The organism is Streptomyces cinereospinus, assembly GCF_042430725.1.
Taxonomy (GTDB): domain Bacteria; phylum Actinomycetota; class Actinomycetes; order Streptomycetales; family Streptomycetaceae; genus Streptomyces; species Streptomyces cinereospinus.
Window position 1 is genome coordinate 47,971 of the sequence record NZ_JBHMCY010000042.1, and the last position, 16,120, is coordinate 64,090.

Below are 16,120 nucleotides of genomic sequence, written 5' to 3' on the forward strand. Positions count from 1 at the left end.
CAGGTGTCGGACGGCACCTTGCGGGTGCCCGGTAGGGACCGGCGACAGACGGGCCGCGCATCCGCGCCCGGATCGGCGTCGTACCGCAGGACGACACCCTGGACCGCGAACCCGACGGTCCGGGAGAACCTGCTCGTGTACGGCCGGTACTTCGGCCTGCCCCGGCAGCCCAAGCGCGAGCGCGCGGACCGGCCGCTGGCCTTCGCACCGTGGGAGGACCGGGCCGACACCCGCGTGGACGCCCTGTCCGGCGGTATGCGGCGCCGCCCGACCACCGCCCGTTCGGTGATCAGCGAACCGGACGTCCTTGTCCCCGACGAGCCCACCACCGGGCCCGACCCCCAAGCCAGGCACGCGCTGTGGGAGCGGCTGTACGAGCTCAAGGAGCGCGGTGTCACCCTCACAGGACACTAGCCGGCCGGCAGCGTCGGCCGGATGCGGCGCAGGAAGCCGGCGTTGTCCGGGGTCTGCCGCATCCGCGCCAGCAGCGTCTCCAGGCCGGCCTCGCCGTTCCGGGTCCGCAGCGCCCGCCGCAGCCCTCGCACGACGGTCAACTCGGCCGGGGAGAGGAGTAGTTCCTCGCGGCGGGTGCCGGAGCCGGTGAGGTCGAAGGCCGGGAACACCCGGCGCGCGGCGAGTTCGCGGTCCAGCCGGACCTCCATGTTGCCGGTGCTTTTGAGCTCCTCGAAGAAGAAGTCGTCGGCGCGGGACCCGGTCTCGACCAGGGCGGTGGCCAGGACGGTCAGCGAACCGCCCTCCTCGGCCGACCGCGCGGCACCGAAGAACCGCTTGGGACCGTGCAGCGCGGCCGCGTCCACCCCGCCGGACAGGGTGCGGCCGCCGGGGCCCGCCGCGTTGTTGTGCGCCCGGCACAGCCGGGTCAGCGAGTCGAGCAGGATCACCACGTCCTCACCGGCCTCGACGAGCCGCTTGGCCCGCTCGACGACCAGCTCGGCGAGCGCGATGTGCTGCTGGGGCGTCCGGTCGAAGGCCGAGGCGTAGACCTCGCCCCGCACCGAGCGCCGCATGTCGGTGACCTCTTCCGGGCGCTCGTCGAGCAGCACGACCATCAGCCGGCACTCGGGGTGGTTGCCGGCCACGGCGGCCGCGAGCTGCTGGATCAGCACGGTCTTGCCGGTCTTGGGCGGGGCCACGATCAGCCCGCGCTGGCCCTTTCCGACGGGGCAGAACAGATCGGCCAGGCGCCCGGCCAGCCCGGCCGCCGGGTGCTCAAGACGGAGCCGCTCGCGGGGATGGAGGGGCGTGAGGTCGGCGAAGCGGCGCCGGGGCCGGAGCCGGCCGGGCGCGAGGCCGTTCACGCGCTCCACCTCGGTCAGGGCGTGCCGCGGGCCGCGTACCGCGTCGACGACGTCGCCCTTGCGCAGCCCGTACCGGCGGATCAGGGCGGCCGGGAACCGGGGGTCGGCGGGTGAGGGCACGCAGTCGAGGGCGCGCAGGTGTCCCTCGCCGCCCGCGTCGACGTCGAGGACGCCGGAGACGGCCCGGAGGGCCGGAGCCTGCTGCTGCGCGTGGGGGAGTTCCAGTGCGGTGGTCATGGTGGTCGGTCCTTTCACGGACGCGGAAGCCCGGCCTGCGGCGCAGGCGGGCGGGAGGAAGCAGGGGGAAACAGCCGCAGAGGGAGGCGAACGCATGCGCCTCGGGGCGGCGGGAACAGCGCGCCACGGCGACGGTCGTGCGCGTCCGGGGACGAGGACCGTGCACGAGGAGCTGCCCGGAAGCCACCGCACCGGCCGGAAGAACGGCGGGTGTCCGGCGGACTGAGGAAGGAACTGGCACCGGCGCCCCTACCGGGCGTACACGGGTGCTGACCGCACAATACCACCGGACGGGGAGGTCCTGCTGTGACGTACGCCTCACCCCTTGGTGACGCCCGCTCGCCCACGCCCGCGCGCGGCCGGCCCTCGCCGCCCCGCCCCGCCGCCCGGCGGGGCTAAGCTGAGGTCGATGTTCAGCCCCCAAGGCCCCAGCCTGCGTGAACTCGCCGTCCAGGCGCTGTCGTCGGTCGAGCGCGGCTACGACCTGCTCGCCCCCAAGTTCGACCACACCCCCTTCCGGACGCCGGACTCGGTGCTCGACGCCGTCACCGCGGCGCTGCGCCGGATCGGGCCGTTCCGGGACGGTCTCGACGTCTGCTGCGGCACCGGCGCGGGCGTCGGCGTGCTGCGCCAGGTGTGCGAGGGCGGTGTCACGGGCGTCGACTTCAGCGCGGGCATGCTCGCGGTCGCACGGGAGCACGTCCGGCCCGGCCCGCCCCGGGTGGCGTGGGTGCGCGCGGACGCCCGGGCCCTGCCGTTCCGTCCCGTGTTCGACCTCGCGGTGAGCCTCGGGGCGTTCGGGCACTTCCTCCCGCGGGAACTGCCCGGGCTGTTCGCGCAGGTGCACTCCGTCCTGCGGCCGGGCGGGTGCTTCGCGTTCCCGGTGGTGGCCCCGCCCCGGACCGGCTCCCCGCTGTCCTGCCTGCTGCTGGGCTTCGACCTGGTGATGCGGGTGCGCAACGCCGTGTGGCGGCCGCCGTTCGTCATGTACTACCGGGCCGTGCGGTTCGGCGACCTGCTGCGGGCGCTGGAGGGCGCCGGGTTCCGGGTGGAACTGCACCCGCTGCCCGAGTTCGGGCGGCGGCGGGACGGAAGCCCGCGGGTGCGGATGGCGGTGGCCCGGCGCCGTCCGTAGCAGGTGCCCCGGGCCCGGCCCACGAGGTCGCCCGCTGCCCCCGGCCTCGTCGCGAACGCCGGTCAGACCGCCGCCGGGAGGGTGAACTCGTAGACCAGCGCGTCCCGTCGGGCGTCCACGACGAGGTCGGTGACCTCCAGCGGCCGCTCGTACTGGTCGTGCACCAGACGGGTCACCCGCACCGAGGGGCTGTCGGCGAGGCGGGTGATGGCGTCGCGGTGGTGGAGGGTCAGGCCCGCCTTGCGCATCCAGTCGTAGGCGCGGCGCAGCTGCGCCGAGGCGGTGCCGTCGGCGCGGTAGCGATAGCGGGCCAGCTCCTCGACCTCGGCGAGGGCCACGGCCGAGAAGGAGGTGACGGCCCTGCGCAGGCCGTGGCCGTCGGCGGCGGCGGACTCGAAGCGGTGCACCAGGGTGGGCTGGTGCGGGGCGAGTCCGAGGGCCGCCGCGTGGTCCGGCGGGGGAGTCTCCCAGGTGACGGTGGCCCGGTCGGCGGCGCGCGGGGCGGCGGCGCGCAGGGCGCCGACCGGGAAGACCGGCGAGGCCGGGTGCTCCAGCGGCGGCCCGGGCAGGGTGGCGTGGCTGCCGCGCCGGTCGGTGGCGATCAGGCCGTCCCGGCGCAGCACCTCCAGCGCCTGCCGCACGGTCTCCCGGCTGACCCCGAAATGGCCGGCCAGCCGCCGCTCGGCCGGCAGCCGGGTGCCGGGCGGGATCGTGCCGTCGCGCAGCTCGCCGAGCAACTGCGTCGCGACCCGCCAGTACAAGGGCCTCTCGCCGGTGAGCGCGAGGTCGTGCGGGCGGTCGTGCGGGTGGTCGCCGGGATCGCCGTGCGGGTGGTCGTGCGGGGTGGTGCGGGCCATGCCGCGCCCTCCTGTTGGTGACGGTCCGTAGTCGAGCGGGTTCGTTGCGCCACCAGATCTAACAGCGGGCCGGACCACCAGGGAAGAGCGGCCCGGCGGTTCGGCCGAAACAGACCGGGCGGGGCGCCCGCCGCGGCAGGCGGGCCGGACCGTCAGAGAGCGTCGTAGAGCGCGCCGACCAGGGCCGTCTTGCGGGGGTCGTCGGCGATGTGCGGCCCCATGCGGTTCATCACATACCCGAGTGACACACCCGCCTCCGGATCCGCCAGCCCGCAGGAGCCGCCGAACCCGTCGTGCCCGCAGGCCCGGGGGTTGGGCCCGTACGAGCCCTGCGGCCCGCTCAGCCACAGGCCGAGGCCGGCTTCCGTCTCGCCCTCGAACCCGGCGCCCAGCACCAGGTCCCGGCAACTGCCCTGCCCCTCCCGCACCCGCTCGGCCGCCTCCGGCGACAGGACGCGCCGGCCGTCGAACCGCCCCCGGCCCGCGACGACGCCGTACAGGGCGGCCACCGCCCGCGCGGTGCCGTGGCCGTTGGCCGCGGGGATCTCGGCGGCCCGCCAGGCGGGCGTGTCGGCCTCGGCGGCGCCCACCGCGGGGTTGGCCAGCGCGGCGACCGCGACGGGTGGCAACTGGCCGAAGTCCGCCGCCCGCCCGGTGCCCGGCTCGGCCCGCCGGTGCGTCAGCCGCGCCGCCCGCCCGGCGTCCCGCTCCGGCAGCCGGGAGCGCCAGCCGAGCAGCAGCCCGGCGTCCACGAGGATGCGGACGAGCTCCTCGGTGTCCTCCGGGCGGCTGCCCAGCAGCTGGGCGATGAGCGCCGGTGTCGAGCGGTCGCCGAGGACCGCGGCGGCGCGCGCCACGGACAGCAGCTCGGCGTCCCACCGGTACAGGCCGGCCAGCACGGCCTGGGCGTAGGCGACCCCGACCACGGGTCCGTCCCGGTCCGCGTCCTCGTCGGCGGACACGGCGCCCGCCCGGTCGTCGAGCGCCGCGTGCAGCAGCATCGGGTTCCCGCCGGTGAGCCGGTGGTATCCCTGCGCGACCGGCGCGGGTTCCGGGACGCTCGTCTCCTTGGCGAGCAGGGTGGTGATGTCCTCGACCGACAGCGGGGCCAGCCGGATCTGCGTGTACGGATGACGGGTCAGTTCGGCCCGGAACTCGGGCAGCGTGGGCTTGCCGCGGTGCCACTCGTTGAGGACGATCAGCAGCCGCGCGCTGACCATGCGGCGCTGCAGTGACAGCAGCAGCCGCAGCGACGGCGCGTCGGCGAACTGCACGTCGTCCACGGCGAGTACCAGCGGCTGGTCCGCGCACCCGTCCAGGAGCAGGCCGCACAGTTCCCGGACGGTGGTGTCCAGGGTGCCGTACGGCGTCAGCTGGTCCGCTCCGCACGGACCGGTCTGCTCGTCCGTGCCGTCCGTGCCGTCCGTGATGCCGATGAGCCGCGCGGCGTGCTCCGGCAGCGGTGCCGCCGGGCCGGCGCTGCGGAAGAGCTGGTCCACGATGCCCATCGGCAGTTCCCGCTCGGCCCGCGATCCGGTGGCGGTGAGCACCAGTGCGCCCGATTTCGTCGCCTGCCGTGAGAACTCGTGCAGCAGGTGCGTCTTGCCGCTGGCCAGGCCGCCTTCGACCAGTGCCAGTCTGCCGTTGCCGCTGCCGCTCTCCGCAAGCAGTCCCCGCAGTTGGGACAGTGCTGCGTCATAGCCCATCTTTGCCATCTGTTGCCTACCCCCCGAGCTCGGCCTTGTTCCGTGCTGAGCGAGTCCGCGCGCCGGCCGGCGCGCGGCCCGTTCACAGACGATGTCTGGCGATGGCGCCTCCGTCGATCCGCAGCTGGGTCCCGGTGACGTAGCGGGACTCGTCCGAGGCCAGGTAGACCACGGCGTGGGAGACGTCCGCGGTGGAGACGTGGGTGATGGGCATCGCCTGGAGGGTGGCCAGGATCGGTGCCACGTCCGCCTGGGTCGGGTTCTCCAGGTCCGGGCGGTAGGTGCGCAGCATCGCCTCGTTGGTGGTCATGTCGGTGTCCACCGTGGTCGGGTGGACCGAGTTGACCCGGATGCCGCGCGGCGCGAGCTGGAGCGTCAGCTCCTTCATGTAGTCGACGAGGACGCGCTTGCTGAAGCGGTATCCGACGTAGCCGGCGCCGGCCATCTCGTCCTCGCCGATGGGCGGCACCAGGCTCGCGATGGAGCCCGACAGGATGACGGAGGCGCCGTCGCGCAGGTGCGGCAGCGCCGCGTGCACGGTGTTGAGCACGCCGACCAGGTTGACGTCGACGCTGGCGGCGAAGCCGTCGACGGCCACGTCCGGGCCCATGGGCAGGATGCCCGCGTTGGGGATCAGCACGTCGACACCCGCGTCGAGCTCTGCGACGCCCTCGGCGACGGCCGAGCGGACGGCGGCGTAGTCGCGCACGTCGGCGTACTTCACCACCGCCCGGCGCCCGGTCTCGCGGACCAGCCGGGCGGTCTCGTCCAGGTCCTCGTTGCTGGCCATGGCGTAACCGGCGCTCTCGACCTCCTTGCACAGGTCGACGGCGACGATGTCGGCGCCCTCCTCGGCCAGCCGGACCGCGTGACTGCGGCCCTGTCCTCTGGCCGCACCGGTGATCACGGCGACCTTGTTCTCGACCCGACCCATCTTTGGGGACCTCTTTCACGCGGCGGAAGCTTCACGCGACGGAAGCTCTGTTTTCCGGGGTGGAAAAATGAAATGCGGGTTTCGCCGTGGGGGGAGTGGGCGACGGGGATTCGGCTACGGACAGGGGGCTTCGGGACGCATCACCGCTGTGTGCGCCCGAAAAGGGTTGACTGGCAAGTAACCGAGGCCGGATGCCGAGCACCGGTCCGCGCGCAGACCGGTGATCTTGGCCGTAATGCTGTCCGTCATGATGGTCGCATTATTTTGTCCGACTGTTCGGTGGCGCAAGAGAATCGGTAACTGTTCTGTGGAGAACGCCGCTTGCTCACGCGGGGTGTGCTCTCCGGTTCGCGGCTGTTTCCTCAGATTCTATTCAAGTCGCTTGACAGTGTGCCGAGTGTACGTTCCGTGATGCGCGCCCTGGGATCAGTTGGCTGAATCACGTCGGTCAGCTGTGCGGGACCGGGGTGGTGCCGCCCCCGAGAGCGGGGGACGCACCTCCGGTGCCCGTGGACTCAAACGCGACAACCAGTCAAGTATTCGCGCGTAGACAGGACTTGCGAGGGTGCGCTGTCCCGAGCGGGGGCGCGGGGCGAGCGGCTTCTGGGGTCGGTAGGGGTGCCGGCGTCCACCGCACCCCGTCAGTGTGGCGCCCGAAAAGGGCTTGCCGCTCACCTGGCCGAACACCCTTCGGCTGACCCCGCGGTCATTCGGCGGGTGCGGTCATCCGCGAAATGCCGGCCCAGATCCGGCCGGGAGTGTCGAACGTTTCCAGGCTGAGCAGGTCGTCGACGAACCGGATGCGGTACTCCGACTCCAGGTCGCCGATGAGCTCCACCGTGGCCATGGAATCCAGGCCGTAGTCCCGCAGAGAAGTGTTCTCGTCAATCACCTCGGTCGCGGATAGGAACGGAAGGTATCTGCGCAGTATGGCGTCGAACTTGGCGTCGAGCATGATGACTCCGACTCAGAGACGTGGCTGGCTCCTCGCGATGCAAGACCACTACCGGACGCATCGACAACCCCTATCCCCCCTTACTCGCAGGAGATCGGAATGTCCGACCTGGTCGACTCCGCGCTGACGGCGCGATTCCTGCGCGGGCTGGCCGTCGCGCCCGCCGGCACCGCGGTGCGGGTCGGCGCCCGCTCCGTGCGCTACGCCGAGCTGCACGAGCTGGCCCTGCGCTGGGCGGGCGCGCTGCACGCCGCGCCGGGCGGCCCGCCGCGCGCCGTCGGCGTGCTCACCGACCGGACCCTGGAGGGCTACGCCGGCGTCCTGGCCGCGCTGTACGCCGGAGCCACCGTGGTGCCGCTGCACGCCGGCTTCCCGCTCGAACGCACCCGGCACATGCTGCGCACGGCCCGGGTGGACGCGGTCGTCGCCGACGGGCCCGGCCTCGCGACCCTGCGCCAACTCGCCCACGCGGGACTGCGGTTGCCGGTCCTCGCCCCCGAGGGCGGAGACCACGGCACCCTGCCGGCGATCCCGGTGACCGGGCGCCCCCTCGACACGCCGGTGCGGGTGCGCGACACCGACGCGGCCTACGTCCTGTTCACCTCAGGCTCCACCGGCCGCCCCAAGGGCGTGCTCATCACACACGGCATGACCCGGCACTACTTCACCCTCGCCGACCGGCACTACGACTTCGGCGCCGACGACGCCTTCTCCCAGACGTTCGACCTGAACTTCGACTGCGCGATGTTCGACATGTTCTGCGCCTGGGGCGCCGGCGCCGGCCTCCACCCCGTCCCGGCCCAGGCCTACCGCGACCTGCCCGGCTTCTTCGCCGAGCGCTCCCTGACCGTCTGGTTCTCGGCGCCGAGCGCCATCACCCTGGCCCGCCGCACCGGCGGCCTCGCCCCCGGCGGCATGCCCACGCTGCGCTGGAGCCTGTTCGCGGGCGAGGCGCTGCGCGCGGCCGACGCGGTCGCCTGGCAGGACGCGGCCCCCGGCTCCACCGTGGCGAACATCTACGGGCCCACCGAACTCACCCTCACCGTCACCGGCCACCGCTGGTCCCCGCAGACGTCACCGGACCTGTGCGTCAACGGCCTGGTACCCATCGGCACCGTGCACGAGGGCCACGACCACCTGCTGCTCACACCCGACGGGCGGTTCTCCGACCACGAGGGCGAACTGTGCGTCACCGGGCCCCAGATGACCCCCGGCTACCTCGACCCGCAGGACAACGAGCAACGCTTCCTCCGGCACGACGGACGGACCTGGTACCGCACCGGCGACCGGGTGCGCGCCCTGGCCGGCGGCGAACTGGTCTACCTCGGCCGCTGGGACTCCCAGGTGCAGGTCAACGGCTGGCGGGTGGAGCTCGCCGAGATCGAGTTCGCGCTCGCCGGCTGCCCCGGCGTGCGGGACGCGGTCGCCGTGACCCGCACCACGGACGGCACCGTCGAGATCGCCGTCTACTACACCGGCGAACCCGTGCCCGCCGCCCGGCTGGCCAAGCAGCTCGCCGAGCTCCTGCCCAAGGGCATGCTGCCCCGCCGGTACACGCACCTGACGGAAATCCCGCTGAACTCCAACCGGAAGATCGACCGCAGACGCCTCGCCGAGGACGCGGCCGAGCAGCCCCGCACTACGCGGCCGAACTGAGGCCGGGTAGGGGTCGTTAGGGGCTCTTGGCCGCCGTCCGCTGCGCGAGCGTGGCGCGCAACGGCAGGCGGAAGCAGATCGCGGAGGAACCTCTTGACGTCGGCACACACGCTGGGGACGCTTCCCGCACCCGAGCAGACACGAGTCCTGGCCGAACTGGTGCGCGAGCAGCTGCTCATCGTGCTGCGCGAGGCCGGCGAGGAGCCGGACACCGTCGACCCCGCCCGGCCCTTCCGCGAACTCGGTGTGGACTCCCTGGGCCTGGTCAAGCTGCAACGGCTGCTGAGCGCGGCCACCGGCCTCACCCTGCCGCCCACCGTCGGCTTCGACTTCCCGACGGCCGCCGACCTGGCCCGCCACCTGCGCGCCGAACTCGTCGGCCCGGCCGCCGCGCCCGCCGAGGAGCCCGCGCCGCCCCCGGCCGCGGACGAGCCCGTCGCCGTGGTCGGCATCGGCTGCCGCTTCCCCGGCGGCGCCGCCACCCCCGACCAGCTGTGGCGGCTGATCGCCGAGGGACGGCACGTCGTCGACGACTTCCCCGACGACCGCGGCTGGGACCTCGACCGGCTCTACGACCCCGACCCCGCCGCCCCCGGCTCCAGCTACGTCCGCCGCGGCGGATTCCTGCGCGACGCCGGCGACTTCGACGCCGGCTTCTTCGGGATCAGCCCCCGCGAGGCGCTGGCCATGGAACCGCAGCAGCGGCTCGTCCTGGAGACCGCGTGGGAGGCGCTGGAGCACGCCGGCATCGACCCCGACACCCTGCGGGGCAGCCGCTCCGGCGTGTTCATCGGAGCCGACCCGCAGGACTACGGCATGCCGCTGCACGAGGCCCCGGACGGCCTCGACGGCTACCTGATGACCGGCAACGCCCCGAGCGTCCTGTCCGGGCGGGTCGCGTACGTGCTGGGCACCGAGGGCCCCACGCTGAGCGTCGACACCGCCTGCTCCAGCGCGCTGGTGGCCCTGCACCTCGCCGTGCAGTCGCTGCGCGCCGGCGAGTGCGCGCTCGCGCTGACCGGCGCCGCGTCCGTCATGGTCCATCCGGGCGCGTTCACCTCGTTCAGCCGCCAGCGCGGACTGGCCCCCGACGGGATCTGCCGGCCCTTCGCCGCCGCCGCGAACGGCACCGCCTGGTCCGAGGGCGCCGCCGTGTTCGTCCTGGCCCGGCTCTCCGAGGCGCGCCGGCTCGGCCACCCCGTGCTGGCGGTGATCCGCGGTACGGCCATCAACTCGGACGGCGCCAGCAACGGCCTGACCGCGCCCAACGGACTCGCACAGCAGCGCGTCATCCGGCAGGCCCTGGCCAACGCCGGGCTGACCACCGGCGACGTCGACGCCGTCGAGGCGCACGGCACGGCCACCACCCTCGGCGACCCCATCGAGGCGCACGCCCTGATCGCCACCTACGGCACCGCGCACACGCCCGAGGAGCCGCTGTGGCTGGGCTCGGTGAAGTCCAACATCGGGCACAGCCAGTCCGCCGCGGGCGCCGCCGGACTCATCAAGATGATCATGGCGATGCGGCACCGGGTGCTGCCGCCCACCCTCCACGTCGACCGGCCCACCCCGCACGTCGACTGGTCCGCCGGCACCGTGCGCCTGCTGACCGAGGCCGTGCCCTGGGAGCCGGGCGACCGCCCGCGCCGCGCCGGCGTCTCCGCGTTCGGCGTCAGCGGCACCAACGCCCACGTCGTCGTGGAGGAACCGCCGCGCCCCGAGCCCGCCCCCGAGCCGCGCCCGCGGCCCGAGGGCCCGCTGCCCACGGCCGTCTCCGCCCGCTCCGCGCCCGCCCTGCGCGCCCAGGCCCAGCGCCTGCTGGACCTGACCCGCACCGAGCCCCGCCCCCGCCGCGACGACCTCGCGCACTCCCTCGCCACCGGCCGGGCCGCCCTGCCGCACCGCGCCGTGCTGCTCGCGGCCGACGACGACGAGCTCCAGGCCGGCCTGCGCGCGCTCGCGGCCGGCGAGACCCACCCCGCGCTGGTCACCGGCGCGGCGACCGGCGGCGCACTGGCCTTCCTCTTCACCGGGCAGGGCAGCCAGCGCCTCGCCATGGGCCGCCGGCTGCACCACGCCTGCCCCCGGTTCGCCGAGGCGCTGGACGAGGCGATCGGCTACCTCGACCTCCAGCTCGACCACTCCCTGTACGACGTGCTCTTCGCCGCCGAGGACTCCGCTCCGGCGCGGCTGCTCGACCAGACCCTGTACGCCCAGCCCGCGCTGTTCGCCCTGGAGACCGCGCTGTTCCGGCTGGTCGAGTCCTGGGGCCTGCGCCCGGACTTCGTCGCCGGGCACTCCGTCGGCGAACTGACCGCGGCCCATGTCGCGGGCGTGCTCAGCCTGCCCGACGCGGCGATGCTGGTGGCCGCCCGCGGCCGGCTCATGCAGGAACTCCCGCAGACCGGCGCCATGGTGGCCGTCACCGCGCCCGCCGACGAGGTGACCGCACTGCTGCGCGAGACACCCGGCGTCGACATCGCCGCGATCAACGGCCCGCACGCCGTCGTCATCTCCGGCGAGGAGGCCCCGACCGCCCGCGTCGCCGCCGCACTGGCCGCCCGCGGGCACCGCACCAGGCGCCTGCGGGTCAGCCACGCCTTCCACTCGGCGCTCATGGAGCCGATGCTGGCCGAGTTCCACCGGATCGCCCAGGTCATGACGTACGCGGACCCCGAGATCCCCGTCGTGTCCAACGTGACCGGCGCCCTGCTCGCCCCGGACCGGCTGCGCTCACCCGAGTACTGGGTCGAACACGTGCGCCAGCCCGTGCGGTTCGCCGACGGCATCGCCTTCCTGGCGGCGGCCGGCGTCACCACCTTCCTCGAACTCGGCCCCGACGGCGTGCTCTCGGCGATGGCACGGGACTGCGTCGACGACGACACCGACCGCGCGTTCACCCCCGCACTGCGCCGCGACCACGACGAGCAGACGGCCCTCCTGTCGGCCGTCGCGCTGGCCCACGTCCGCGGCGCCCGCGTCGACTGGGACGCCTGCCTGCCGGACGCCCGGCGGATCGAACTGCCGGCGTACGCCTTCCAGCGGCAGCGCTACTGGCTCACCGCGGCCCGGCCGGCGGGTGACGCGCGCGGCGTCGGGCAGCAGCCCGTCGACCATCCGCTGATCGGCGCGATGCTGACCCTGGCGGCCGGCGACGGCGTACTGCTGAGCGGCCGGCTCTCACCCCGCCTCCAGCCGTGGCTCGCCGACCACGTCATCGCGGGCAGCACCCTGCTGCCGGGCACGGCGTTCGTGGAACTCGCCCTGCTCGCCGCCGACCAGGTCGGCTGCGACACCGTCGAGGTCCTCGACCTGGAGGCGCCGCTGACACTGCCCGACGACTGCGCCACGGCCCTGCAGATCGTGATCGGCGAGGCCGACGCCACCGGCCGGCGCACCGTGGCGTTCTACGCCCGGCGCGAGGACAGCACCGCCGAGGACGACTGGGCACGGCACGCCGGCGGCGTACTCGCCCGGTCCACGACAGCCCCCGCCGCGGGAACGGCGGCGTGGCCGCCCCCCGGCGCGCAGCCCGTCGACGTCACCGGCTTCTACGACCGGCTGGCACAGGAGGGGTACGGATACGGGCCCGCCTTCCAGGGCCTGCGCGCCGTCTGGCGCACCGAGGGGGAGGTCCACGCCGAGGTCGCGCTCCCGGCGGGCCACGGCGACGCCGCCTACGGCCTGCACCCGGCGCTGCTCGACGCCTCCCTGCACGCGCTCGGCCACGCCCTGCCGCAGCCGGACGGCCAGGTGACCCTCCCCTTCACCTGGCGCGGCGTGTCCCTGCACGCCACCGGCGCGGACGCGGTCCGCGTACGGATCACCGCGACGGCGGCCGACACGGTGCGCGTCGAACTCACCGACAACGCGGGCGCGCCGGTGGCGTCGGTGGACTCCCTGGCCGTCCGGTCGGTCGACGCCGACCGGATCGGCGGCCCCGGCGGCAGAGGCGCCCTGCTCCGCCTCGACTGGACCGAGACACCGCTCGCCGCGCCCGCCGCCGACGCCACCTGGGCCGTCCTCGGACCCGACCCGCACGGACTCGGCGCCGCCCTCGGCGCCCGGCACGCGGCGGACCCCGCCGGGGCGGCGGGCGCCGACCTGGTGGTGGCCACGGTGCGGGCGCCGGCCGGGACCGCGCCGCCCGACGGGGCCCGCGACACCACGGCGCGGACACTCCGCCTGGTGCAGGACTTCCTGGCCGACGAACACCTGGCCGACGCACGGCTGGTCGTGGTCACCGAGAACGCCGTGCCCGCGCTGTGGACCCGGACACCCGACGACGCCGCGCTGGCCACGGCACCCGTATGGGGACTGCTGCGCGCCGCACAGGCAGAGCACCCTGGCCGCCTGATCCTGCTCGACGCGGACCCCGCGGCGGCCGGGGCCGGGCCGGGCCTCGCCGCGCTGCTGCCCGCGGCCGCGGCCTGCGACGAGCCGGAACTCGCCGTGCGCGACCGACGGCTGCTCGCCCCCCGGCTGGTCCGCGGCGGCGGCACGGCCGAGGCGGGCGGCGGACCCGGCCACGGCACCGTGCTGATCACCGGCGGCACCGGCGGCCTCGGCGCGCTGGTCGCCCGCCACCTGGTCACCGAGCACGGCGTACGGCACCTGGTGCTGGCCGGCCGGCGCGGCGTCGAGGCGCCCGGCGCCCGGGACCTGCGCGCCGAACTCACCGAGGCCGGAGCCACCGTCACCATCGCGGCCTGCGACGTCTCCGACCGCGACGCGCTGTCCGCCGTACTCGGCGCCCTGCCCGGGGACCGTCCCCTCACCGGCGTCGTGCACGCGGCCGGCGTCGTCGACGACGGCACCTTCGAGGACCTTACGCCGGACCGCCTCGGCACCGTCCTGGCCCCCAAGGCCGACGGCGCCTGGCACCTGCACGAACTCACCCGCGGCCTGCCGCTGCACGCCTTCGTCCTGTTCTCGTCGGCGGCCGGATTCCTCGACGGCGCCGGCCAGGCCAACTACGCGGCCGCCAACACCTTCCTCGACGCGCTGGCCCACCACCGACGGCTCGCGGGCCTGCCCGCCACCTCCCTCGCCTGGGGACTGTGGCCCCGCGAGCACGGCATGGGCGCCGGCCTGTCCGACGTGGCCGTCCACCGCGTCACCCGGCTCGGCCTGCGCGAACTCTCCGCCGCCGAGAACCTCGCCCTGATGGACGCCGCACTGCGCTCCGGCGAGGCGTTCACCGCACCCCTCTGGTTCGACGCGCACGCCCTGCGCGGCCGGCCCGGCGGCGTCCCGCCCCTGCTGCGCCGCCTGGTCCGGGCGCCCGCCCGCCGAACGTCCGGCGCCGGCCCGGCCGGCCGCGCCCCGGCCGCGCAGCGCCTCGCCGAACTCCCGGACGAGCAGCGGCGCGAGCACCTGCTCGACCTGGTGCGCCAGCAGGTCGCGACCGTGCTCGGCCACTCCGGCGCCGACGCGATCGACGCCGGACGAGCCTTCAACGACCTCGGCTTCGACTCGCTGGCCGCCGTCGAACTGCGCAACGCCCTGAACACGGCCACCGGTCTGCGCCTGCCCGCCACCCTGGTCTTCGACTACCCGACGCCCCGCGCGCTCGCCGCACACCTCGACGACCGCCTCGGCCAGGGCCGGCCCAGGCGGGCGGCGACCGCACCCGCGGTGCGCGAGGTCTCCGACGAACCCGTCGCGATCATCGGCATGGCCTGCCGCTACCCGGGCGGCGTGTCCACACCGGAGGACCTGTGGCGGCTCGTCGCCGAGGGCCGGGACGCCATCGCCGAGTTCCCCGGCGACCGTGACTGGGACCTCGCCGCGCTGTACGACCCCGAGCCGGGCAAGGCCGGCAGGACCGCCACGAAGGAGGGCGGATTCCTCTACGACGCCGCCCTGTTCGACCCGGACTTCTTCGGCATCGGCCCGCGCGAGGCCGTGGCCATGGACCCGCAGCAGCGGCTCATGCTGGAGGCCTCCTGGGAGGCGTTCGAACGGGCCGGTATCGACCCGCGCTCGGTCCAGGGCTCCCGCACCGGCGTCTTCTCCGGCGTCATGTACCACGACTGGGCCACCCGGCCCGGTGAGATACCCGAGGAGTACGCCGGCTACCTCGGCAACGGCGGCCACACCGCCGTCGTCGCCGGCCGGGTGGCGTACGCCTTCGGCCTGGAGGGCCCGGCGGTCACCGTCGACACGGCGTGCTCGTCGTCCCTGGTGGCCCTGCACCTGGCGGCCCAGGCGCTGCGCAACGGCGAGTGCACGCTCGCCCTGGCCGGCGGCGTCACCGTGATGTCCACGGCGGACACCTTCGTCGACATGAACCGCCAGGGCGGCCTGTCGCCGGACGGCCGGTGCAAGTCGTTCGCCGACGCGGCCGACGGCACCGGCTGGGGCGAGGGTGCGGGTGTGCTGTTGGTGGAGCGGTTGTCGGACGCGGTGCGGCTCGGTCATCCGGTGCTGGCGGTGGTGCGGGGTTCGGCGGTGAACCAGGACGGCGCGTCGAACGGGCTCACGGCGCCGAACGGTCCGTCGCAGGAGCGGGTGATCGGGCAGGCGCTGGCGTCGGCGGGGTTGTCGCCGGTGGATGTGGATGTGGTGGAGGGGCACGGGACGGGGACGGTCCTGGGTGATCCGATCGAGGTGCAGGCGTTGCTGGCGGCGTATGGGCAGGGGCGGTCTGCTGAGCGGCCGTTGTGGCTGGGTTCGGTCAAGTCGAATCTCGGTCATACGCAGGCGGCTGCGGGTGTCGCGGGGATCATGAAGATGGTGCTGGCGATGCGGCATGGTGTGCTGCCGCGGACGCTGCATGTGGATGAGCCGTCGGGTCAGGTGGACTGGTCGGCGGGGGAGGTGCGGCTGCTGACCGGTGCGCGGGAGTGGCGTCGTGAGGAGGGCCGTCGGCGTCGGGCTGGTGTGTCGTCGTTCGGGATCAGTGGCACGAACGCGCATGTGATCGTGGAGGAGCCGCCCGCGGTCGGTGCCGTGTCTGTGGGTGATGATGTGTCGCCGGTGGCGTGGGTGGTGTCGGGCAGGACGCCGGAGGCGTTGACGGCACAGGCGGGGCAGATCCGCTCGCATGTGGCGCAGGACGAGTCGTTGCGTGCGGTGGATGTGGCGTGGTCGCTGGCCGGGCGGGCGCGGTTCGAGCATCGGGCGGTGGTGGTCGGCGCGGACCGGGAGGAACTCCTGCGGGGTCTGGGCGGGGTGGCTGCCGTGTCTCCGGTGGCGGGCAGGCTTGCTTACTTGTTCACCGGGCAGGGTGCGCAGCGGCTGGGTATGGGGCGTGGACTCGCTGGGCGTTTTCCCGTCTTCGCGGCGGCGTTCGATGAGGTGACGGCAGCGCTGGACG

General features: G+C 74.5%; 9 protein-coding genes. 4 read left to right on the forward strand and 5 right to left on the reverse strand.

All coding sequences use genetic code 11. The annotated features are described in order from the left end of the window. Positions 1 to 3: 3 nt before the first annotated feature. A complete protein-coding gene (locus ACFF45_RS21685) occupies positions 4 to 414 on the forward strand; it encodes an ATP-binding cassette domain-containing protein (protein ID WP_381348087.1) in 411 nt (136 codons plus the stop codon). Here ACFF45_RS21685 and rho read toward each other — a convergent pair. Then, complete coding sequence (gene rho / locus ACFF45_RS21690) at positions 411 to 1,556, reverse strand: transcription termination factor Rho (RefSeq protein ID WP_381348088.1); 1,146 nt, start codon at positions 1,554 to 1,556, stop codon at positions 411 to 413. The genes ACFF45_RS21685 and rho overlap by 4 nt on opposite strands. A 409-nt stretch (positions 1,557 to 1,965) precedes the next feature. Here rho and ACFF45_RS21695 point away from each other — a divergent pair, with 409 nt between their 5' ends. After that, positions 1,966 to 2,691 carry a class I SAM-dependent methyltransferase gene (locus ACFF45_RS21695; protein WP_381348089.1) on the forward strand — a complete coding sequence of 242 codons (726 nt, stop codon included), beginning with the start codon at positions 1,966 to 1,968 and terminating at the stop codon, positions 2,689 to 2,691. Positions 2,692 to 2,753: 62 nt separating this feature from the next. Here ACFF45_RS21695 and ACFF45_RS21700 read toward each other — a convergent pair whose 3' ends face one another. The 4 genes from ACFF45_RS21700 to ACFF45_RS21715 all read right to left on the reverse strand — a co-directional run bounded on the left by ACFF45_RS21700 (position 2,754) and on the right by ACFF45_RS21715 (position 7,143). Further along, the gene (locus tag ACFF45_RS21700; RefSeq protein ID WP_381348090.1) at positions 2,754 to 3,548 is read right to left on the reverse strand and encodes a GntR family transcriptional regulator; all 795 of its coding nucleotides are present in this window, start codon (positions 3,546 to 3,548) and stop codon (positions 2,754 to 2,756) included. Positions 3,549 to 3,700: 152 nt separating this feature from the next. Beyond that, positions 3,701 to 5,254, reverse strand: a complete 1,554-nt coding sequence (locus ACFF45_RS21705) for an AAA family ATPase (protein ID WP_381348091.1) — start codon at positions 5,252 to 5,254, stop codon at positions 3,701 to 3,703. An 82-nt stretch (positions 5,255 to 5,336) separates the two neighbouring features. After that, positions 5,337 to 6,188, reverse strand: coding sequence for a mycofactocin-coupled SDR family oxidoreductase (locus tag ACFF45_RS21710; RefSeq protein WP_381348092.1), 852 nt, complete (start codon positions 6,186 to 6,188; stop codon positions 5,337 to 5,339). Between the two features lie 706 nt (positions 6,189 to 6,894). After that, the gene (locus tag ACFF45_RS21715; protein ID WP_381348093.1) at positions 6,895 to 7,143 is read right to left on the reverse strand and encodes an acyl carrier protein; all 249 of its coding nucleotides are present in this window, start codon (positions 7,141 to 7,143) and stop codon (positions 6,895 to 6,897) included. A gap of 99 nt (positions 7,144 to 7,242) precedes the next feature. Here ACFF45_RS21715 and ACFF45_RS21720 point away from each other — a divergent pair, with 99 nt between their 5' ends. Next, a complete protein-coding gene (locus tag ACFF45_RS21720) occupies positions 7,243 to 8,799 on the forward strand; it encodes an AMP-binding protein (RefSeq protein WP_381348094.1) in 1,557 nt (518 codons plus the stop codon). Between the two features lie 93 nt (positions 8,800 to 8,892). Beyond that, a partial coding sequence (locus ACFF45_RS21725) for an SDR family NAD(P)-dependent oxidoreductase (RefSeq protein WP_381348095.1) occupies positions 8,893 to 16,120 on the forward strand: 7,228 nt, incomplete at its 3' end.

Coding starts and splice junctions, on each gene's coding strand:
- rho (WP_381348088.1), bottom strand. CDS start 1,556: ATGACCACCGCACTGGAACTCCCCCACGCGCAGCAGCAGGCTCCGGCC.
- ACFF45_RS21695 (WP_381348089.1), top strand. CDS start 1,966: ATGTTCAGCCCCCAAGGCCCCAGCCTGCGTGAACTCGCCGTCCAGGCG.
- ACFF45_RS21700 (WP_381348090.1), bottom strand. CDS start 3,548: ATGGCCCGCACCACCCCGCACGACCACCCGCACGGCGATCCCGGCGAC.
- ACFF45_RS21705 (WP_381348091.1), bottom strand. CDS start 5,254: ATGGGCTATGACGCAGCACTGTCCCAACTGCGGGGACTGCTTGCGGAG.
- ACFF45_RS21710 (WP_381348092.1), bottom strand. CDS start 6,188: ATGGGTCGGGTCGAGAACAAGGTCGCCGTGATCACCGGTGCGGCCAGA.
- ACFF45_RS21715 (WP_381348093.1), bottom strand. CDS start 7,143: ATGCTCGACGCCAAGTTCGACGCCATACTGCGCAGATACCTTCCGTTC.
- ACFF45_RS21720 (WP_381348094.1), top strand. CDS start 7,243: ATGTCCGACCTGGTCGACTCCGCGCTGACGGCGCGATTCCTGCGCGGG.